We start from the raw sequence: 20581 nt of genomic DNA on the forward strand, positions 1-20581 counted from the left end.
GAAAGTCTGCAGACGCCGGGGGTCAGCAGGCGTGGCCGTCCATCAGCCGGGTGCGCGAGCGGCGAACCAGGCCACCCACGTCCAGGATCAGCGCCACGCGGCCGTCGCCCAGGATGGTCGCGCCGGAGATGCCGTCCACGCGGCGGTAGTTGGCTTCCAGGTTCTTCACCACCACCTGCTGCTGGCCCAGCAGCTCGTCCACCAACAGCGCCACGCGGCCGCCGTCGGCCTCGACCACCACCATCATGTCGCTGGGGTGCTCCATGCCCGGGCGCGGCACGCTGAACAGGCGCTGCATGTCCACCACCGGCATGTACTCCTGGCGCACCTCCACGACGCGCGCGCCGGCCAGGCCGCGGATCATCCCGGGCTTGACCTGGAAGGACTCGACCACGCTGGCCAGCGGGACGATGTAGCACTCCTGGCCAATGCCCACGCTCATGCCGTCCATGATGGCCAGCGTCAGCGGCAGCCGCACCTTCACGCTCATGCCCTGGCCGATGGCGGAGTCGATCTCCACCGTGCCGCCCAGCGCGGTGATGTTCTTCTTCACCACGTCCATGCCCACGCCGCGGCCGGAGACGTCCGTCACCACGTCGGCGGTGGAGAAGCCCGGCGCGAAGATCAGGCTCCACACCTCGGCGTCGGTGAGCGTGTCGGGCGCGTCCAGCCCGCGCTCGCGCGCCTTCTTCAGCAGCTTGTTGCGGTCCAGCCCGCGGCCGTCGTCGCGCACCTCGATCACGATGTTGCCGCCCTGGTGGCTGGCCACCAGGGTGATGCTGCCGTGCTCGGGCTTGCCGCGCGCCTTGCGCTCCGCGGGCAGCTCGATGCCGTGGTCGGCGCTGTTGCGCACCAGGTGCGTCAGCGGGTCGGTGATCTTCTCCACCAGCCCCTTGTCGAGCTCGGTGGCCTCGCCCTGGGTGTGCATCTCGATCTTCTTGCCGAGCTTGGACTCCAGATCGCGCAGCATGCGCGGGAAGCGGCTGAAGACCACCGACATCGGGATCATGCGGATCGACATCACCGATTCCTGCAGGTCCCGCGTGTTGCGCTCCAGCGCGGCCAGCCCGGCCACGAGCTGCTGGTGCAGCGCGCCGTCGAGCTGCTTGCTGTTCTGCGCCAGCATGGCCTGGGTGATGACGAGCTCGCCCACCAGGTTGATGAGCTGGTCCACCTTCTCCACCGACACGCGCAGCGTGCTGGACTCGCCCTTGTCCGCGCGCGGCGCGGCGCCGCCCGCCCTGGGCGCGGCGGCGGGCGCGACGGCGGTGCCCGCGGCCGGCACCACGGCCGTGGCCGGTGCGGGCGCCGGGACGGACGCCGCCACCGGCGCGGGTGCCGCGTGGGCCTCGGGCTCGTCGTCCTCCTCGGGCACGCCGGGGGCGTGGTTGAAGAAGCCGTAGCCCGGATGCGGTTCTTCCGGCGGCGGCGCGCCCGGGGCGTCGGGGTGGAAGCCGTAGCCCGCGTGCATGGGCGCCAGGCGCAGCGCCTCGCGCGCGACGTGGAAGGTGAACAGGTCCAGCAGCTCGTCGTCGCTGCTGGTGGTCAGCACCTTGAAGCGGCGCATGCCGTCGTCGGCGTGGCCGGCGTCCAGCGGCTCCAGGATGCCCAGGTCCGGGATCTCGGCGAAGAGCTCGGCCAGGTTGTCGGCCTGCGCGGGGTTCTGCAGCGGGCCCACCGTGAGCTCCAGCTCGCGCACCGGGCAGGGGCGCGCCGCGCCGTCCGCTGCCGCCGCGCTGGGCTCGGCCGCGGGCGCCGGGTCCGGGGCGGCTACGGGGGGCGGCGCGGGCACGGGCTCGGGCTCGGGCGCGGCCGCCACCGGGGCGGGGGCGGCGCTGCGCGGCGGGGCGGAGCGGCCCTCGGCCAGGGCGCGGATGCGGGTGCACAGGTCGGCGGTTTCCACCGGCTCGCCTGCGCCGCCGGCCTCGTGGCGGGCGAGCTGGGCGCGCAGCGCGTCGCCCGACTCCAGCAGCACGTCCACCATGGCGTTGTCGGGCGCGAGCTCGTGGCGGCGCAGCCGGTCCAGCAGCGTCTCCATCTGGTGCGTGAGCTCGGCCACGTCGTTGAAGCCGAAGGTGGCCGCGCCGCCCTTGACGGAGTGCGCGCAACGGAAGATGGCGTTGAGGGCTTCGTCGTCGGCGGCAGCCAGGTCCACTTCCAGGAGCATCTGCTCCATGCGCTCAAGGTTCTCCAGCGCCTCCTCGAAGAAGACTTGGTAGAACTGGCTCAGGTCGATGCCTGCGGAAAACTGGCTCTCGGAAGTCGGTTCAGCCATGCGGGGGCTCTCTTTGGGCGTCAGCGAACGGGGCGTCAGCGAATGACCTTGCCGATCACCTCGATCAGCTTGGCGGGGTCGAAGGGCTTCACCATCCAGCCGGTGGCGCCGGCGGCGCGGCCGGCTTGCTTCATCTCGTCACTGGACTCGGTGGTGAGGATCAGGATCGGCGTGCGGGCGAACTTGGGATGGCCGCGCAGCTTGCGCGTCAGCGTGATGCCGTCCATGCGCGGCATGTTCTGGTCGGTGAGCACCAGATCGAAGTCGCGGCTGTCGGCTTTCTCCCAAGCGTCCATACCGTCCACCGCTTCGACCACGTGAAAGCCGGCGTTCTTCAGCGTGAAGGACACCATCTGGCGCATCGAGGTCGAGTCGTCGACGGCAAGAATCGAAGGCATGCGTTGTTTCTCCAGGGCAGGCTGGACGGTCTATCGGCGCGCGGGCAGACGACTTGAGGCGCTTTAGCCCGGCAATTGCGAGCAGTGCCCCAAGCGTTGGCACGCACCGCGTCCAAATTCACGGCGCGGCCGGGTAGGGCAGGTCCCGGCCAGCCCCATTCTTGGGCCGCGCCCGGCCCTCCGGTGCCCGGATCACAAGGCGCAAGCCGGTCCAATTCCACCCTTACGGGCTGCGATACTTCCCCGCATGACTTCCCGTCCCCTGCGCGTGCTGCATATAGAAGATGCCGAGCTCGACCACGAGCTGGCGCTGGCGCACCTGCGCCGCGGCGGGCAGGAGGTGCACACGCTGCGCGTGGAGACCGAGGCCGACTACCGGCGCGCGCTGCACGGGCAGCCCTGGGACGTGGTGCTGTCGGACTTCAACCTGCCCCACGGCTTCACGGGACTGCAGGCGCTGGAGATCCTCATGCACAGCGGCCTGGTGCTGCCGTTCATCCTGGTGTCGGGCGCCATCGGCGAGGACGTGGCGGTGCAGGCCATGCGCCACGGCGCCAGCGACTACCTGCTCAAGAACAACTTGGCGCGGCTGGCGCCGGCGGTGGACAACGCCATCGAGGCCGCCGAGATGCGCCGCGCCAAGCGCGACGCCGACGAGCGGCTGGCGCAGTCGCAGCAGCAGCTGCGCGAGCTGGCGCAGCACCTGCAGGCCAGCGTGGAGGCCGAGCGCGTGGCCATCGCGCGCGAGATCCACGACGACGTGGGCGGCTCGCTCACGGCGCTGCGCTTCGAGCTGGCCTGGCTGGAGCGCCACAACGCCGAGCCCGAGGCGCAGCAGCACCTGCACGCCGCGCGTGAGAGCCTCACCCATGCCATCGAGGCCAGCAAGCGGATCATGCAGAACCTGCGCCCGGCCATCCTGGAGCAGGGCCTGGTGGCGGCGCTGCAGTGGATGACGCAGAGCTTTCGCCGCCGCAGCGGCGTCGACTGCGTGCTGCGCACCAGCCACGACAGCCTGCAGCTGCCCGCGGGCGTGCCGCTGGTGGCCTACCGCACGGCGCAGGAGGCGCTGACCAACATCCTCAAGCACGCCCAGGCCCGGCAAGTGGTGGTGGAGCTGTCGCTGGGCGCGGGCGTGCTGTCGCTGGAGATCAGCGACGACGGCCGCGGCCTGAGCCGTGAGGACTTGGCCAAGGCGCAGAGCTTTGGCATCCGCGGACTGCGCGAGCGTGCCGGCACCGTGGGCGGCTGGATCGACCTCAGCAGCCGCCCGGGCGGGGGTACCACGCTCATCCTGTCCATTCCGCTGGCCGCCGAGGGCGGCGACGCCGCGTCCGAGGCCGCGGCCTGGGGAAACTCATGATCAAGGTGATTCTCTGCGACGACCACGCGCTGATCCGGCGCGGCATCCGCGACACGCTCTCCGACGCGCCCGACATCGAGGTCGTGGGCGAGGCGGCTGACTACGGCGAGCTGCGCACCCTTATGCGCAACACGTCCTGCGACGTGCTGGTGCTCGACATCAACCTGCCGGGCAGGAGCGGGCTGGACGTGCTGCACGCGCTCAAGGACGAGGGCAGCCCGGTGCGCGTGCTCATCGTGAGCATGTACCCCGAGGACCAGTACGCCATCCGCGCGCTGCGCGCCGGCGCCTACGGCTACGTCAACAAGGGGGGCGATCCGCAGCAGATCGTGCAGGCGGTGCGCACCGTGGCGCAGGGGCGCAAGAACGTCACGCCCGAGATCGCGCACATGCTCATCGAGAGCCTGACCACCCCGGCGGCGGAGCAGGCGCACGAGAAGCTCTCCGACCGCGAGCTGCAGACGCTGGTGATGATCGCCTCGGGCAAGCGGCTCTCGGACATCGCCGAGGAGCTCATGCTCAGCCCCAAGACGGTGAGCGTCTACCGCGCCCGCGTGCTGGAGAAGCTGGGCCTGTCCAACAACTCCGAACTCACCGTCTACGCCATCCGCAACGGGCTGGTGGGGCAGTAGGCAAAAAAGGGGCGGCCCGCGCGGGCCGCCCCGGTCTCCCCTCCTGGCTGTAAGTGACGGGCTCGGCGTTCCCGGGCCGTGCTCAGCAGGCCCAGGCGTAGGCCGAGCAGGCCGCGTTGAGCAGGGCGCCGAAGTCGCTGTTGAACTGCGCGCCGCCCTGCACCTGCGGGCCGGCTGAGGTGTAGCCCCAGGACACGACGCTGGTGGCGCGGTTGCCGCCGTTGTCCTGTGTGGAGCCGGAGAGGCCGACGTAGTCCTGGCGGAAGTTCAAGATCACCGGGCCGCCGCTGGAGCCGCCGGTCATGTCCGAGCCCCAGAGGCCGTTGTTGGTGCCGCCGTTGTTGACCTGGCTGTCCACGCGGTGCATCTGCGTGCCGCTGTCGAGGTTGGCGGGGTAGCCCAGCACCGTCATGTGGCGCCCGATCATGGCCGGGTACTGGTAGCCCAGGAAGCCGGTGTAGTCGCCCATGCGCTTGCCCGCGCCGTCGCGGTTGAACACGATCAGCGCCCAGTCGCCGACGTTGGGCACCGAGCCGCCGCCGTTGGCCCACGCGCTGGTGGTGCGCACGTTGGCCCAGTTGCTCCAGGTGCCGAAGGGGCGGACCTCGGTGCTGCCCACGCGGCTGTAGCCCGGCACGAAGGTGAAGCTGTTGTAGAACCCGCCGGGCTTGCCGCTGTGCACGCAGTGGCCGGCGGTGAGCACCACGCCCGGGCGCAGCACCGAGCCTGAGCAGATGTAGGAGTTGCCCGCGCCGTCCTTGAAGAACAGCTTGCCCACGGCGCTGCTGGGATAGGTGCGGTCCTGCTGGCGCGGGTAGGTGCGCGTCGAGGTGAAGTGGATGCCGCCCGTGCCCACGGCCTCGGGTACCGCCTCCCCGGCCGGTGCCAGCGCCATCGCCGCGGCGCTGAGCTCGCGCCGGGTCAGCAGGCCCTGCGCGTCGGCCACGGGCCGCTTGCCGGGCCGGTCCACGGCCACGGCGCGGCTCTGGGCCTCGGCCGCGGCGGCGTTGTAGTCAAAGGCCGTGGACGGCAGGAACTTCACCGTAGGCATGGGCGACTTCGCGCCCACGATCTCCACGTCGCTGAATTCGGCCGCGGCCAGCGCCCGCGGGCTCGCGGTCAGGGACACGGACTGCGCCTGCGCCAGCGGCGCGGTGGCGAGAGCGGCCAGGCTGGCGACGGTCAGGGCGGCGGTGGAGACAGCGTTCATGGAGCGACCTCGGCGTGTAGGCGGGCGGTGGGGAGGCGTCCGGCGGCTTCGCGCTGTTGAAGTCGTCGTTGCGTACCGAACTGGTCGCAAATCTAGGCACCGGCGCCTGGCGGCGCGTCCCTCCGGGGGGCGGCTGCGGCGGGGGCGCGCCGTCGGGGGAGAGGGTGGAACGCGGCTTGCCGAGGCGCCGCTCCCGCGTCACTGGAAGTGCGAGAGCATGCGCTCCAGAGCCGCCACGAAGGGCTGCTCCAGCAGCGGCAGCGTCGCCAGGATGCCCAGCAGCCCCACGCCCAGCGTGATCGGGAAGCCCACCGCGAACACGTTCATCTGCGAGGCCACGCGCGAGATCACGCCCAGCACCAGGTTGACGAACAGCAGCATCGTGATCAGCGGCAGCGCCAGCCACAGGCCCAGCGTGAAGATCTCCGCGCCCCAGGTTTGCGGCTGCAGCTGCTGCAGCACCGCCAGCGGGCGCGTGCTCACCGGGAAGGTCTCGAAGCTGCGCACCAGCGCCGCCATCACCACCAAGTGGCCGTTGATCACGATGTAGAGCCACGCCGCCAGGGTGCCGAACAGCCGTCCCGCGACGGTGCCCTGCGAGGCGCTGGCCGGGTCGAAGAAGCCCGCGTAGTTCAGCCCCATCTGCAGGCCCATCACCTCGCCGGCGAGCTCCACCGCCGCGAACACCATGCGCGCGGCCAAGCCCAGCGTCACGCCCACCACCATCTGCTGCGCCACCAGCGCGAAGGCCGCCGGGCTGTCCAGTGCCACCGACGGCATGGGGGGCAGCGCCGGCTGCATCGCCAGCGCCAGCAGCAGCGCCAGGCCCACGCGCACGCGCACCGGCACCATGCGCGTGCCCAGCACCGGCATGGCTGACAGCAGCGCCAGCGCGCGCAGCAGCGGCCACAGCAGCGGCGACAGCCACGCCAGCAGCTGGGCCTCGGTGAAGGTAATCACGTCACCGTCACCCCACGGCGTGCGGAATCGACTGCAGCGTGCGCTGCAGGAACTCCACCAGCGTCGTCATCATCCACGGGCCCGCGATGGCCAGCACCGCCACCGCCGCGACGATCTTGGGCACGAAGGACAGCGTAGGCTCGTTGATCTGCGTGGCCGCCTGCAGCACGCTCACCACGACGCCCACGCCCAGGATCACCAGCAGGATCGGCGCGCACACCAGCAGCAGCGTGTACAGGGCCTGCTGCCCGACCGTGAAGACTTGCGTTGCGTCCATGGAACTTCTTTGCGTTATTCGGTCTCGGGCCGCTCACTGCGCGAAGGACGCCGCCAGCGAGCCCAGCAGCAGGTTCCAGCCGTCGGCCAGCACGAACAGCATGAGCTTGAAGGGCAGCGCCACCAGCACCGGGCTGAGCATCATCATCCCCAGGCTCATGAGCACGCTGGCCACGACCATGTCGATGATCAGGAAGGGGATGAACACCAAGAAGCCGATCTGGAACGCGCTCTTGAGCTCGCTGGTGACGAAGGCCGGCACCAGCACCTTGAAAGGCAGCTGCGCCGGCGTGGCCTGCTCCGGCAGCCGCGCCATGCGGGAGAACAGCTGCACGTCGCTCTGGCGCGTCTGCTTGAGCATGAAGGCGCGCAGCGGCTCCTGGCCGCGCTCCAGCGCCTGCTCGGCCGTGATCTGCCCGGCGGCGTAGGGCTGCCAGGCCTGCTCGTAGATGCGGTCCAGCGTCGGGCCCATGACGAAGAAGGTCAGGAACAGGCTCAGCGCCACGATGACCTGGTTGGGCGGCGTGGTCTGCGTGCCCATGGCCTGGCGCAGCAGGCCCAGCACGATGACGATGCGGGTGAAGGACGTCATCAGCAGCAGCACCGCCGGCAGGAAGCTCAGCGCGGTGAAGAACAGCAGCGTCTGCACCGGCACCGAGTAGCTGGTGCCGCCCGCGCCCTGGCCCACGAGCAGCGGCAGCGTGCCGGCGCCGCCTGGCTGCTGCGCCAGCACGGGCAGCGCGGCGGCGCCCAGCAGCAACAGCAGCGCGGCGGCACGGGGCGCTCGGCCGCGCCCAGGGAGGAGAAAGGCTTTCATGGTTTGGAACTCAGTCACGGCGCGCGCGCAGCTGCTGGCGCAGCACCTGCGCGAAGGAGGGCGCCGCCGCGCCGGGCGCGGCAGCGGTGGGGTCTGGGTCCTGCGGCGCCAGGGTGTGCAGCGTGCTGATGTGCTGTGCCGTCACGCCCAGCACCAGCCAGCGCCGCTGCTCGCCGCTGCCCACCTCCACCGTCACCAGGCGCTGGCCCGGGGCCAGCGGCAGCACCGCCACGGTGCGCATCACGCCGGCGGCCTGCGCGCCCGGCGCCAGCGGCGAGCGCTTGAGCAGCCACAGCGCCAGCGGGATGAGCGCCAGCACGGCCAGGAACCACAGCAGCGGCATCCATCCGGTGTTCATCGGGAATTGGCTTTCATGCGTGCGCGCCCGCCATGCCCAGGGGCATGCGTCGCAGCTCGGAGAAGGTTGCAAAGACATCGGCCCCAGGCCGACGCGTGACGTTTACTGCTTTGTCATCCCCGTGCAGAGTCTGCCCCCGCGTAGGCGGGGGCAGGGATCCAGGCGGTCCCACGTCGGAGCGCAAGCCGCCATGCCGGCATCGCGGAGCTGGCCTTCCGGCACCACCGCTTGCGGCCAGCCTGGGGGCCGCCTGGATTCCCGCCTACGCGGGAATGACGAAGCAGGGCACGGGGCACATCGGCTGACGCTTGGCCATGCCAATCATCTGGTTTGTGCCGATGCAGTGGAAGGTCTTTTTCCTCACCCGCCTTAAGTCCGGCTGAGCCGGCGCACGCGCTCGCTGGGCGTGACGATGTCCGTGAGGCGGATGCCGAACTTGTCGTTGACCACCACCACCTCGCCCTGGGCGATGAGGTAGCCATTGACCAGCACGTCCATGGGCTCGCCGGCCATGGCCTCCAGCTCCACCACTGAGCCCTGCGCGAGCTGCAGGATGTGCTTGATCGGGATCCTCGTGCGGCCGAGTTCCACGGTGAGCTGCACCGGGATGTCGAGGATCATGTTGATGTCGTTGATGCCCGTCGGGTTGGTCGACTCGGCCGCGCCGAAGTCCGTGAAGGACGCGGCCTGGACGGATTGCATCGGCACGTTCTCGTCCGCGGCGACGGCGGCCGTGTCGGAGCGGGCTTCGGCCAGCGCGGCCTCCCACTCGGCGGCCATGCGGTCCTCTTCGGACATCTGTCCTAGTTCAACTGCCATGATGGTTCTCTCCGATCCAGCTCAGCGTAGAGCTGGAGATCAGTCGCTCGACTTTGATGGCGTACTTGCCGTTGCGCGTGCCGCAATGCGCCTCCAGCACCGGCACGCCGTCTACCTTGGCCTGTACCAGCGGCAGCTGGTCGAGCTCGATGAAATCGCCCGCCTTGAGCGACAGCAGCTGCTCGACGGTGGCCGGCGCGTGCGCCAGCTCGGCCACGAGCTCCACTTCCGCGGCCTGCAGCTGTGTCTTGAGCAGGTTTACCCAGCGTCGGTCGGGCTCGGTGGAGTCACCCTGCACCGAGGAGTACAGCACGTCGCGGATGGGCTCCAGCGTGGAGTACGGGATGCAGAAGTGGATCGAGCCGGCGGTGGTGCCGATCTCCAGCGTGAAACTCGTGGCCACCACGATCTCGCTGGGCGTGGCGATGTTGGCGAACTGCGGCTGCATCTCCGAGCGCTGGTACTCCAGCTCCAGCGGATAGATGCCGCCCCAGGCCTTCTTGTACTCTCCGATGATGACTTCCAGCAGCCGCGTGATGACGCGGTGCTCAGTGGGGCTGAAGTCGCGGCCCTCGATGCGGGTATGGAAGCGCCCGGTGCCTCCGAACAGCGCGTCGATCACGGCGAACACCAGGTTGGGCTCGCACACGATCAGCCCCGAACCACGCAGCGGCCGCACCGAGACGATGTTGATGTTGGTGGGTACCACGATCTCGCGCAGGAAGGCGCTGTACTTTTGCACCTTGATGCCGCCGATGGCCACTTCGGGGCTCTTGCGCATGAAGTTGAACAAGCCCACGCGCACGTTGCGCGCGAAACGCTCGTTGATGATCTCCATCGTGGGCATACGCCCACGCACGATGCGTTCCTGGCTCGCGATGTCGTAGGTGCGCACCGCACCAGTCGGAGTCTCTTCCTGTTCGAGCTTCTGGCTCTCGCCGGTGATGCCCTGCAGCAGCGCATCGACCTCTTCCTGAGAGAGGAACTGCTGGTTCATCGCCTGGTCACTGCACGATGAACGTGGAGAAGTGCACTGCCTTGATCGGCAGCCGTGCCTCCTTGGCGTGCCTAAGCTTGCCCGAGGGCTCCGCGTCGAGCAGCTCCTCGATGCTGACGTTGTGGCCCAGCGGACGCAGTGCCTGCGCACGGATCTCCGCGGCCAGGCGGCGTTTGCCCGCGGGCTCGCGCACGGCATCCGAGGTCTTGTTCGTCAGTACCAGCAGGATGTTGTTGCGGATCACGGGCATGAAAGCCTTGATCTGCTCTGCAGCCTTTGGGTCCATCACTTCCAGCGTCACGCCCACTTGGATGAAGCGGTCGCTGTCGCGGTCGGCGAGGTTGGCGGTGAAGGTATCCAGTTGCACAAATATGGGAGTGTCCTTGGCGTCGTGGGCGCCGGGCTTGGCTTGGTGCTCTGCCTCGAACTCGGCGTCCTCCTCGTCCACCGGCACGGCCGAGCGGCTGACGACCAGTGCCGCAGTACCGAGCAGTAGCAGCAAGACCGCCATGATGAGAACGATCTTCATGCGGCCCTTCTTCAGCGAGGCTCCGAGGGCAGCGATGGCAGCGGACATTCAGACTCCAATGGAGGGGTTCCGGGCAGCCGCCCGGCAAGGTATTTGGCCGCGAATTATTCGGGCCGGCGGCCGGTGGCGAAGGCAGAAATAACAGGGCAAAACGACAGCTTAACGGGCGGGCGCCGGTGGCTTGCGGCACATCGGACGCCCGAGCGGCAAGATGTCGTCATGCGTGCCGCCACGGCGGCTTGGGCGGTGTTATTCCAACCGCAAGTCGTCAGTGAAAGATCTCCGTTTGCCCTGAGCTTGTCGAAGGGCTTGTGGGTCGGCTGCGCCGGGGGCTTCGACAGGCTCAGCCCGAACGGGGTTTACTTTACTTTCGAAGCAGAACTGGAATCAGTTGTTCACCGCGCCTTGTGCGTCCCGCGACGGGTGGAAACAAGGCCCAGTGCGGGGACAGCTGACAACGGGTGTCTTCGTAGGCGAGGCCGGGGCCCGGAGCCGGGTCCAAGGCGGCGCCGCCAGCTGCTTCAGGCATACAGGTCCACCGCGCCGCGCCCGCGTCCGCCCGCTATCGCGGGAGCGGCCACCGGCGCCATGGCTGCGCCGGCGCGCGCACCCTCGGCCGGCGCAGACGCCTGCGCCCGGCCGCCGGGCGCGTCACTGCTCTGGCCGGCGTTGCCGCCGCCGGCCTGGCGCTCGGAGACGCCGCCGCCGGTGAGCGTGATGCCGCTTTCCTGCAGCGCCGCCGCCAGCGCAGGCAGGCTTTCCTGCAGCGCCGCGCGCGTGGCGGCCAAGTCGGCGCCGAACTCCACGTGCGCCTGCTGTCCCTGCAGTGCGATGTGCACCGACACCGGCCCCATCTCGGCAGGGTTGAGCTCCAGCCGTGCGTGGCCGATGTCGTCGCGCACCAGCATGCGCACCTGTGCGCCCAGCGCCGGCGCGAAGGCTGGCGTGCCCACCGCCGCGGTGATGTGGGCTTGGTAAGGCAGTGCGGGGCCTGCGGATGCTGCCGGCTGCGTGGCGGCGGCCGGCGTGATCGCGACCCCGGCCGCGGCCAGCGGCGGTGCAACGGGCGCCGGCACGCCGGCCTGCAGCCCAGGAGCCGGGATGGACGTCTCGAATGCGGGCCTTGCTGTGCCGGCCAAAGCCTCGGTAGCGTCCGCACGGGGGGCGCGGGCCGGCGTTTCGGCCGTCCGCGCGGCGGCGCGCAGGACGCGCTCCGGTGCATCGCGGCCCGATACGGCCAGCCGGCCGCGTGCCGCGTCCGCACCGGCGCGCGCCTGCGGTGCCTGCGTGCCGTGCTCGGCGGGCACGGCGGCGTCCGAATCCATCGGCATTCCAATACTGGCCGGAGCCGGAGCCGGAGCCGGAGCCGGAGCCGGAGCCGGAGCCGGGGAGGGCGAGGAAGCCGTGGCTGCACCGTCGCGCAAGGACGCCTGCACGCGCCGCGGACCGCCTTGTGTGGCTTGCGTCTCGTCGATTCCGTGCAGTGCGGGCGCCGGGGCGGTGCCTTGGGTCGGCTCTAGCGCGTTGCGGCGCTGCTGGTCCAGGGGCTCGCGGCCCGGCACCGCCGCCGCTGCAGTGGCGGTTGCCGGCAGGGGTTGAGTGCCGTTCCGTGCGGTTGCCGTAGCGGTGTGGCTGCGGTCGGCGGCCGTGGCGCGTTGCGGCGTGGGCGCGGCGCTGGTGGCTGCCGTCAGGGGTTGAGTGCCGTCCCGTGCGGTTGCCGTCGCGGCGTGGGCGCGGTCGGCGGCCATGGTGTGTTGCGGCGTGGGCTCGGCGCTGACGGCTGCCGGCAGGGGTTGAGTGCCGTCCCGTGCGGTTGCCGTCGCGGCATGGGCGCGGTCGGCGGCCATGGTGTGTTGCGGCATGGGCGCGGCGCTGGCGGTTGCCGGCAGGGGATGGCTGCCGTTCCGTGCGGTTGCCGTGGCGGTGTGGCTGCGGTCGGCGGCCGTGGCGCGTTGCGGCGTGGGCTCGGTGCTGGCGACTGCCGTCAGGGGTTGAGTGCCGTCCCGTGCGGTTGCCGTCGCGGCGTGGGCGCGGTTGGCAGCCGTGGCGCGTTGCGGCGTAGGCTCGGTGCTGGCGACTGCCGTCAGGGGTTGAGTGCCGTCCCGTGCGGTTGCCGTCGCGGCGTGGGCGCGGTCGGCGGCCGTGGCGCGTTGCGGCGTAGGCTCGGTGCTGACGACTGCCGGCAGGGGTTGAGTGCCGTTCCGTGCGGTTGCCGGGGCGGTGTGGCTGCGGTCGGCGGCCATGGCGCGTTGCGGCGTGGCTGCGGTGCTGGCGGATGCCGGCGAGGGTTGACTGCCGTCCCGTGTGGCTCCCGTGGCAGCGTAGCTGCGGGCCGCATCCATGCCGCTTGCCGGTGAGGCCGTCGCGGCGGGAGCCGCCGGCGGTGCCTGCATGCCGCGTTGTATCGCTGACGTACCGGCCGGGGACCGTGCCGAATCGCCAAGGCCGCGGTGGGCCGGGGCTTGAGGCGCGGGTTCCTGTGCCGCGACCGGCATGGCGCCAGCGTCGCTCGTGCGCTGAACCGTTACTGCAGTAGAGGATGACACAGCCGTTCCACCCGACCCGCGCGTCGCGCCGGGTGCCAGCGGCGCCGGATCGGCAGCTTGCCGCGCGAGCTGCGCCAGCAGTGCCGACACGTCCACCGGTGCCGCGCTGCCCACGGCATCCGTCGCAGGCGCAATGGCCTCGGGCGGCACCGTGGTGGTCACTTCCGCCGCGGACACCTCCGCGGCACGTGCAGGGCGTCCGGCGTGGTCGAGCACGTCCTGCACCAGCCGCCCGGCATCTTCCAGGGCCTGCCTGAAATCGCCGTCCGGCCCCGTGTACGGCGCCTTGGCGCCGTGGCTGCCGCGACCGTGGACGGATGCGGCAGCCGTGCTGGGGGAATGAATCAGGGGCTTCACGCCAGAGCTCCGCCGGGGTGGTTCCAGGATCCGTTGGCCGCGCTGTGGCTGGCGGCTTCGTCGTTGCGCTTCTGCTCGCGCTTTTCCTCGATCTGGCGCACGGCCGTTTGGCGGCGCTCGATCAGTTTGGACACTGCCGCCAAGCGCAGCTCCTGCGCCAGCAGCGCCTCGCGCGCACGGTCGTACTGCGCCTGTGCCTGCGCTCGCACCTGCTGCTGCTGGTCCACCGCTTGGTGCAGCCGCTCACCGAAGCTCTGATAGCAGTGCAGCAGCGCCGTGTCGGTGCCGCTGCTGCTGAATTGCGTGGTCCAGCGCTGCTGGTACTCGCCACGGTAGCCCCCGAGTTGCTCGGCCTGCCGTTGTGCCTGCTCCAGCCGGGCCTGCGCCTGGCGCAGCCGCGACTGGGCCTCGTCTCGCCGGCGCTGCTCGTGCTCCCGCAGCACCTGCAGGCTGCTCAAGTCGCTCATGGGGCGGGGACGACGACGCCTTGGGCGCCGTCGCCATATCTATACGTGTACATCGCCGCCAGTGTCCGGCGCGGCGCGCCGCGGTGATGCGCGGAAAAGGCGGGGGAGAGCAGTGCTTTCGCCGCGCCGGGGCCTGTTCAGCCCCCCAGCACCGCCATCAGCTGCTGCGTGCACTGCTCCAGCGGCGCGTACTCGTGCATGCCCTGCTGCAGCAGCCGCATCAGGTGCGGGTGCAGCCGCACCGCCAGGTCCAGCTCCGGGTCGTGGCCGGGGCTGTAGGCGCCGAGCTGGATCAGGTCGCGCGCGCGCCCGTAGCGCGCCAGCAGCTGGCGCGTGCGCCGCGCCGCCTCCAGGTGCGGCTTGTCGGCCACGCTGGTCATCACGCGCGACACCGACTTCTCCACGTCGATGGCCGGGTAGTGGCCGCCCTCGGCCAGCTCGCGCGAGAGCACGAAGTGCCCGTCCAGGATGCCGCGCGCCGCGTCGGCGATCGGGTCCTGCTGGTCGTCACCCTCGGACAGCACCGTGTAGAAGGCGGTGATCGAGCCCACCCCGTGCAAGCCGTTGCCGCTGCGTTCGACCAGCTGCGGCAGCCTTGTAAAACAGCTCGGCGGGTAGCCCTTGGTGGCCGGGGGCTCGCCGATGGCCAGCGCGATCTCGCGCTGCGCCTGCGCGTAGCGGGTGAGGCTGTCCATGAGCAGCAGTACGTGCTGCCCGGCGTCGCGGAAGTGCTCGGCGATGGCCGTGGCGTAGGTGGCGCCCTGCATGCGCACCAGCGGCGGCGCGTCCGCGGGCGCTGCCACCACCACCGAGCGGCGCAGCCCCTCCTCGCCCAGGATGTCCTCGATGAACTCCTTGACCTCGCGCCCGCGCTCGCCGATGAGGCCCACCACGATCACGTCGGCCTGGGTGTAGCGCGCCATCATTCCCAGCAGCACCGACTTGCCCACGCCGGTGCCGGCGAACAGGCCCAGGCGCTGGCCGCGGCCCACCGTCAGCAGCGCGTTGATGGCCCGCACGCCCGTGTCCAGCGGCTCGCGCACCGGGGCGCGGTCCATGGCGTTAATGGGCCGGCGCGCCAGCGGCGCCACGGCCGTGGCCGCCAGCGCGCCGCCGCGGTCCAGCGGCTGGCCATGCGGGTCCATCACGCGCCCCAGCAGCCCCGCGCCCACGGGCAGCAGCAGCCCGCGGTCCTCGCTGCGGCGCCAGGGATGCGCGTCCTGGTGCAGCCGCGGCGCCGCCACCGGCGCCGGGCGCGGCAGCACGCGCGCGCCGCTGGCCAGGCCGTGCAGCTCGCCCGTGGGCATCAGGAAGGCGCGGTCGCCGTTGAAGCCCACCACCTCCGCCTGCACCGGCGCCTCGCGCTCCATGCGCACCTCGCAGGCCGCGCCCACGGGCAGCCGCAACCCCGCGGCCTCCAGCACCAGCCCCGTCACGCGCGTGAGCGAGCCCTCGGCCGGCAGCGGCAGCGGCTGCTCGGCGAACTGGGGCAGCCGCGACAGGAAGCGCTCCCAGCGCTGCTCGCGCGCGGCCTGCGCCGACTGCAGGAAATCCTCGTTCATGCGCCGCTGCTGGGGAGGGCCGGGTCGTCGCCCAGGTCCACCTCGGCACTTGGCGCCGGCGCCGCCGGTGCGGCCACCGGCCTGGCAGGGGCCGCCGCGGCCGGCTCGTTCCACGGCAGCGGCACGCCCAACAACTGTGTCGCCTGGGCCCAGCGCTGCTCGATGCGCGCGTCGATGCGGCCGAGCTCTGATTCCACCACGCAGCCTCCGCGCGCGATCGTCGGGCTGGAGAGCACACGCGCGCTGCGCGACTCCAGCAGCAGGCCGGCGCCGGCCTGCACCAGCGCCTCGTCTTCGGGATGCACCAACACGCGCAGCCGGCGCGCGCCGGCGAGCATCGCGGCCACCGCTTCCTGCGCCACCGTCGCCACGGCCTCCGGACGGCTGTGCAGCTCGGTGCGCAGCATCGCGCGCGCCAGCCGCGTGGCCGCCTCGGCCACGGCCTGCGCCATCGTTTCCTCGAGGCCTTGAAACTGCGTGTCGATGGATTGCAGCAGCGTGCCCACCTGGGCTTCCAGTTGCACAGCGTGCTGTCGCTTGAAGTTCTCCAGCGCCGACATGCCCTCGCGCAAGCCTTCCTCGTAGCCTTGGCGCCGGCCCTGGGCGAGGCCTTCCTCCAACGCCGCCGCCCGCGCGGCCTCCAGCAGCACTTCGTGCTCTACGACGCTGATGTCCGGACACGGCGCCGGCGTGGCGGCCTCAACTGGCGCCGGAGGCTCGAAGCTGGTCGGCATCCAGGCCGTGAAGCCCTGCAGCTCCTCGCGCGGGATGAAGCGCGCGTACAGGCTGCCTGGGCGCGGTGGGCGGTCAGACGAACTGGTCATCGGTGCCGGCACTGAGCAGGATCGCGCCTTCGTCGACAAGGCGGCGCATGGTCTTGATCATGTCCTTCTGCTGCAGCTCGACCTCCGACAGCCGCACCGGGCCGCGGGCCTCCAGCTCGTCCTTGAGCATCTCCGCGGCGCGGCTGGACATGTTCCTGAAGATCTTGTCGCGCAGTTCCGGCGAGGCGCCCTTGAGCGCCACCACCAGGGCGCTGGACTGCACTTCCTTGAGCAGCGCCTGCATGCCGCGGTCGTCGATCTTGACCAGATCGTCGAAGGTGAACATGTTGTCCATGATCTTTTGCGCGAGGTCCGCGTCCGCTTCGCGGATGTAGTCCAGCACCGCCGCCTCGGCCGAGCCGCCGAGCATGTTGATGATCTCTGCGGCGGTCTTGACGCCGCCCAGGCTGGCCTTGCGCGTGGCGCGGTCGCCACCAGCAAGCACCCGCCCCATGACATCGTTGAGGTCCTTGAGCGCGCTGGGCTGGATGCCGTCGAGCGTGGCGATGCGCACCAGCACCTCGTTGCGCTGGCGGTCGTGGAAGCACTTGAGCACCCCGCTGGCCTGGTCGAAGTCCAGGTGCACCAGGATCGCCGCCACGATCTGCGGATGCTCGTTGCGCAGCAGCTCTGCCACCGAGGGCGCTTCCATCCACTTCAGGCTTTCGATGCCGGTGATGTCGCTGGACTGCATGATCCGGTCGATCAGCAGGTTGGCCTTGTCGTCGCCCAGCGCGCGGCGCAGCACGCCCTTGACGTACTCGTCGTTGTCGGGCACGAGCAGGCTGTGGCTGTTGGCCTCCTGCGCGAAGCGGCGCAGCACCACGTCCAGTCGCTCGCGCGACACCGGCTTCATGCGGGTGATGGTTTCGCCCAGGCGCTGCACCTCCTTGGGGGCGAGCTGCTTGAATACCTCTGCCGCCTCCTCCTCGCCCAGCGTCATGAGCAGGATTGCGGCGTCTTCCAGGCCTTGTTCGTCCATCCCGGCTCAGCCTTCCTTGTTGAACCAGCCGCGCAGGATGTTGGCCACCACCGCGGGGTTGGATCGGGCCAGCGCGCGCATCTGGTCGACCGTCGCGGTGTTGTTCTCGTCGGTCAGCAGCATCGGCGCGGCTTTCTCGACCAATGGTGTGCTGTCGGCGGGCAGGGGCAGCAGCTGCGGGTCGTCCACCACGGCATCGAGCTGCGACCCCGGCGGCGGCAGTGCCGGGCCGGGCGGAGGAGCGGGCTGGCGCAGCGCCGGGCGCACCAGGCCCAGCAGCAGCATCAGCGCCACCAGGGTCAGCGCCGCAGGCATGCCCGCGCTGCGCAGCAGCTCCAGCACCCAGGGTTGCTGCCACAGCGGCAGGCTGTCGGCCGGGTCCACGGCATCGACGTGGAAGGGCGCGCTGACCACGCGCACCGAGTCGCCTCGCTCCTTGTTGAAGCCGATGCTTTCCTGGACCAGCGCGGTGAGCTGGTCCAGCTCCTCCTGCGTCGCTGCCACGGGAGTGGTCTTGCCCTTCGAGTCCACGACGCTGCGGTGGTTGACGACCACCGCGGCCGTGAGCCGCTTGACCAGGCCGGTGGCGTTGCGCGTCACGCGCACGGTCTTGTCGAGCTCGTAGTTGACGACGTTCTCGCGCTTGGCGCCTGGGCCTGTACCCGCCCCGGAGTTGGGCTGCGTAGGCTGCAGCGGCGCGGAGGCGCCGTTGATGGGCGCGTTGGGCGCGACGGGCGGCTGGTTGCTCAGCGCGCCGGGCACGCCCATGGGGGGCGGGGTGCCGCCGTTGCCGGTAACCTCGCTGCTGTGCATGCTGCGCACCGCCGCGGACTCGCTGCCCTGGTTGGGCCTGTATTGCTCGGCGGTGGACTCGGTCTGCGAGAAGTCCAGCTCCGCCGTCACCGAGGCGCGCAGGTTCTGCGCCCCGACCAGAGGCTCCAGGATGTCCACCAGGCGCTGCTGCAGCCCGCGCTCGACTTGGCGCACGTAGGCCAGCTGCTGCGCGTCCAGGCCGCCTTGCCCCCCCGCGCCCTCCGGGCCCGACAGCAGCGTGCCACTCTGGTCCAGCACGCTCACTGCCTTGGGATTCATCTCCGGTACCGACGAGGCCACCAGGTGCACGATGCCCGCGATCTGCGTGCGGTCCAGGCTGTGCCCCGGGCGTAGCGTCAGCAGCACCGAGGCGCTGGGCTTTTGCTGCTCGCGGAAGAAGCCCGTCTGCTGCGGTAGCGCCAGATGCACCCGCGCCGCCTCCACCGCGCCCAGCGACATGATCGAACGGGTGAGCTCGCCTTCCAGGCCGCGCTGGAAGTTCGTGCGTTCCTGGAACTGGGTCTGCCCAAAGCGGGCGGTGTCCATCAGCTCGAAGCCGGCGACGCTGCTCTTGGGCAGCCCGGCCGAGGCGAGCTTGAGCCGCGCGTCGTGCACCTTGTCGGCCGGCACCAGCAGGGTGCCGCCCTCGCCATGCCGGTATGGCACGCTCATCTGTGCCAGTTGCGCCACCACGGCGCCGCCGTCCTTGTCCGACAGCCCCGTGAACAGCACCCGGTAGTCGGGCTCGCGGCCCCACAGCAGCAATGCCACCAGCACCGCCAGCAGCCCGGCGGCACCGACACCCAGCATCAGTCTGTTGCGCGGCGGCAGAGCAGCCAAGCGCGCAAAGCGCTTGGGCACAGGCGTCGCCGTGGCCGTGTCGATGGCCGGCTGCTGTGGGTTGACGGGAACGATGGCTTGATCCATGGCGGCGCGACGGGCAGGACGCGGGGCAGGGTGCAGGACAGGGTCGCAATTCTTGTCGCGCCCGGCGCCGGGCCATCGGCCGATGAAGGCGGCAAAGCCGGCTCACTTCGCTTCACCGCGGCCGCACGGCCGCTCCTAGAGTCACAGCCATTCTGGGGCTAGCACGTCCAATGCTGGCGCGCTGTGAGTGCCTGTTTCGAGACGTGTCCCGCGCTTTTCCTTTGCCGATATATGGATCTCAAGCTCAAACCCTTCGATTTCGCCCAGGCTGCTGCCCGCGCCGGCCTGCAGCCCGATGGCCAGCCGCTGCGCGGCGCGCAGGCGCCGCAGGGCGGCGGCTTCGCGCTGGCCATGAAGCAGGCGCTGGAATCGGTGAGCGCCTCGCAGAACGAAGCGCGGCACTTGCAGCAAGAGGTGCAGCTGGACAACCCTGCAGTGAGCATCGAGCAGACCATGGTCGCGATGCAAAAGGCGCAGATCGGCTTCCAGGCCACGCTCACCGTGCGCAACCGGCTGGTACAGGCCTACAGCGACATCATGAACATGCCGGTGTGAGCGCCTGGATGTGACTGCCGTCCATTCCTTGCACGGTCAGCAAGCGATTCGTCGAAGCGCATGTACGAACGCTCAAGTTCACCAGTCGGCTGCCGATAGCCATACGAGAAACGTCTCGATACGACATTGAGGCGACGAGCTCCTGCCGCTACCGACCGCGGTCCGGCAGGCGCTGGTTTCCATTCATTTCATAACCCTTCGGGGAACTTCGCCCGCATCCGTCGCAGGTCCGGACTGCAGCGCTTGTTTGAGGAAAGCACATGGCCACCTTCATCAATTTGCTCGGCACCTCGGGAGTTGCCCAGCTGACGACGGCACAGATCGCTGGACTGACGACGGAAGACTGGCGCGCCTTTTCCACGGACCAGATCGTCGCGCTGACCACGGCGCAAGTCCCGGCCATCGGCACGCTGGCCGTGAGCGTCTTGACGTCGGATCAGCTCAACGCATTGGAAAGCGCTGATCTGCGCGCACTGAACACTGCGGCGATTCGGGCGCTTGGTTCGGCACAGCTTGCGGCACTGGGTGCGGACCAACTCGACAAGCTCACGACCGCGCAGACTGCGGCGCTGTCCTCGGCCCAAATTGCATCTTTGGGCTCGGCGGACCTTGCTGCGCTGACCACGGCGCAGCTCAACGCGCTGAGCATGGCGCAGGTGGGGGCGCTGACGACGGCGCAGATTGCGGGGCTGGACGCGGCCAAGCTCGCGGCACTGGGCACGGCGCAGCTGGCCGCGCTGGGCACCAAGCAGGTGGCGGGACTGAGCACGGCGCAGCTCGACGGGCTCGACAGCGCAGACCTGCGTGCGCTGAGCACGGGGGTGATCGCGGGGCTGAGCACGGCGCAGTTCGCGGCGCTGGGCAGCAACCAGCTTGACCAGCTCACCACGGCACAGGTGGCGGCGCTGACGACG

At 70.5% G+C, this 20581-nt stretch carries 19 protein-coding genes and 1 pseudogene; 4 read left to right on the top strand and 16 right to left on the bottom strand.

Annotation, left to right across the window (positions count from 1 at the left end):
• Positions 1-22: 22 nt before the first annotated feature.
• A complete protein-coding gene (locus H537_RS0131885) occupies positions 23-2275 on the bottom strand; it encodes a chemotaxis protein CheA (RefSeq protein WP_029001120.1) in 2253 nt (750 codons plus the stop codon).
• Positions 2276-2310: 35 nt separating this feature from the next.
• Positions 2311-2673, bottom strand: a complete 363-nt coding sequence (locus H537_RS0131890) for a response regulator (protein WP_029001121.1) — start codon at positions 2671-2673, stop codon at positions 2311-2313.
• A 247-nt stretch (positions 2674-2920) separates the two neighbouring features.
• On the opposite strand from H537_RS0131890, the gene H537_RS0131895 reads away from it, so the two are divergent.
• On the top strand, positions 2921-4036 hold the full coding sequence (locus H537_RS0131895; RefSeq protein WP_043460962.1) for a hybrid sensor histidine kinase/response regulator: 1116 nt from the start codon (positions 2921-2923) through the stop codon (positions 4034-4036).
• Positions 4033-4668: a response regulator gene (locus H537_RS0131900; protein WP_029001123.1), complete on the top strand. Its 636-nt coding sequence runs from the start codon at positions 4033-4035 to the stop codon at positions 4666-4668. Before H537_RS0131895 ends, H537_RS0131900 begins: the two co-directional genes overlap by 4 nt.
• Positions 4669-4750: 82 nt before the next feature.
• Here the strand turns inward: H537_RS0131900 and H537_RS46695 are convergent, their stop codons facing one another.
• The 14 genes from H537_RS46695 to fliF form a co-directional block, all read right to left on the bottom strand.
• Positions 4751-5878, bottom strand: a complete 1128-nt coding sequence (locus H537_RS46695; RefSeq protein ID WP_051243881.1) for a trypsin-like serine peptidase — start codon at positions 5876-5878, stop codon at positions 4751-4753.
• Between the two features lie 198 nt (positions 5879-6076).
• Complete coding sequence (fliR, locus tag H537_RS0131910; protein ID WP_029001124.1) at positions 6077-6838, bottom strand: flagellar biosynthetic protein FliR; 762 nt, start codon at positions 6836-6838, stop codon at positions 6077-6079.
• A 7-nt stretch (positions 6839-6845) separates the two neighbouring features.
• Entirely contained in the window at positions 6846-7115 is a 270-nt protein-coding gene (fliQ, locus tag H537_RS0131915) for a flagellar biosynthesis protein FliQ (protein WP_029001125.1), read from the bottom strand.
• A gap of 33 nt (positions 7116-7148) precedes the next feature.
• Positions 7149-7931 (bottom strand): flagellar type III secretion system pore protein FliP, encoded by a 783-nt coding sequence (gene fliP / locus H537_RS0131920; protein WP_051243884.1) that lies wholly within the window; start codon positions 7929-7931, stop codon positions 7149-7151.
• Positions 7932-7941: 10 nt separating this feature from the next.
• Entirely contained in the window at positions 7942-8289 is a 348-nt protein-coding gene (fliO, locus tag H537_RS0131925) for a flagellar biosynthetic protein FliO (protein ID WP_029001127.1), read from the bottom strand.
• Positions 8290-8658: 369 nt separating this feature from the next.
• Positions 8659-9108, bottom strand: coding sequence for a flagellar motor switch protein FliN (fliN, locus tag H537_RS0131930; protein WP_029001128.1), 450 nt, complete (start codon positions 9106-9108; stop codon positions 8659-8661).
• Positions 9098-10105, bottom strand: a complete 1008-nt coding sequence (gene fliM / locus H537_RS0131935; RefSeq protein ID WP_029001129.1) for a flagellar motor switch protein FliM — start codon at positions 10103-10105, stop codon at positions 9098-9100. Before fliM ends, fliN begins: the two co-directional genes overlap by 11 nt.
• 7 nt (positions 10106-10112) lie before the next feature.
• Positions 10113-10682 carry a flagellar basal body-associated FliL family protein gene (locus H537_RS0131940; protein WP_029001130.1) on the bottom strand — a complete coding sequence of 190 codons (570 nt, stop codon included), beginning with the start codon at positions 10680-10682 and terminating at the stop codon, positions 10113-10115.
• 473 nt (positions 10683-11155) lie between these two features.
• The gene (locus H537_RS51720) at positions 11156-13537 is read right to left on the bottom strand and encodes a flagellar hook-length control protein FliK (RefSeq protein ID WP_156902066.1); all 2382 of its coding nucleotides are present in this window, start codon (positions 13535-13537) and stop codon (positions 11156-11158) included.
• Positions 13534-14004, bottom strand: a complete 471-nt coding sequence (gene fliJ / locus H537_RS0131955; protein WP_029001132.1) for a flagellar export protein FliJ — start codon at positions 14002-14004, stop codon at positions 13534-13536. The genes H537_RS51720 and fliJ overlap by 4 nt, the downstream gene beginning before the upstream one ends.
• Positions 14005-14141: 137 nt before the next feature.
• Positions 14142-15566, bottom strand: a complete 1425-nt coding sequence (gene fliI, locus H537_RS0131960) for a flagellar protein export ATPase FliI (RefSeq protein WP_029001133.1) — start codon at positions 15564-15566, stop codon at positions 14142-14144.
• The gene (locus H537_RS46700; RefSeq protein WP_051243892.1) at positions 15563-16390 is read right to left on the bottom strand and encodes a FliH/SctL family protein; all 828 of its coding nucleotides are present in this window, start codon (positions 16388-16390) and stop codon (positions 15563-15565) included. Before H537_RS46700 ends, fliI begins: the two co-directional genes overlap by 4 nt.
• Positions 16374-17372: a flagellar motor switch protein FliG gene (gene fliG, locus H537_RS0131970; protein ID WP_029001134.1), complete on the bottom strand. Its 999-nt coding sequence runs from the start codon at positions 17370-17372 to the stop codon at positions 16374-16376. Before fliG ends, H537_RS46700 begins: the two co-directional genes overlap by 17 nt.
• Positions 17373-17378: 6 nt before the next feature.
• Positions 17379-19112, bottom strand: a complete 1734-nt coding sequence (gene fliF / locus H537_RS0131975) for a flagellar basal-body MS-ring/collar protein FliF (RefSeq protein ID WP_029001135.1) — start codon at positions 19110-19112, stop codon at positions 17379-17381.
• Positions 19113-19343: 231 nt separating this feature from the next.
• Here fliF and fliE point away from each other — a divergent pair, with 231 nt between their 5' ends.
• Complete coding sequence (gene fliE / locus H537_RS0131980; RefSeq protein ID WP_029001136.1) at positions 19344-19667, top strand: flagellar hook-basal body complex protein FliE; 324 nt, start codon at positions 19344-19346, stop codon at positions 19665-19667.
• Between the two features lie 260 nt (positions 19668-19927).
• Positions 19928-20581 (top strand): annotated as a pseudogene (locus H537_RS0131985) (heme utilization protein); the annotation flags it as partial.

Origin of the sequence: Azohydromonas australica DSM 1124 (assembly GCF_000430725.1) — a bacterium.
Classification (GTDB): Bacteria; Pseudomonadota; Gammaproteobacteria; order Burkholderiales; family Burkholderiaceae_C; genus Azohydromonas; species Azohydromonas australica.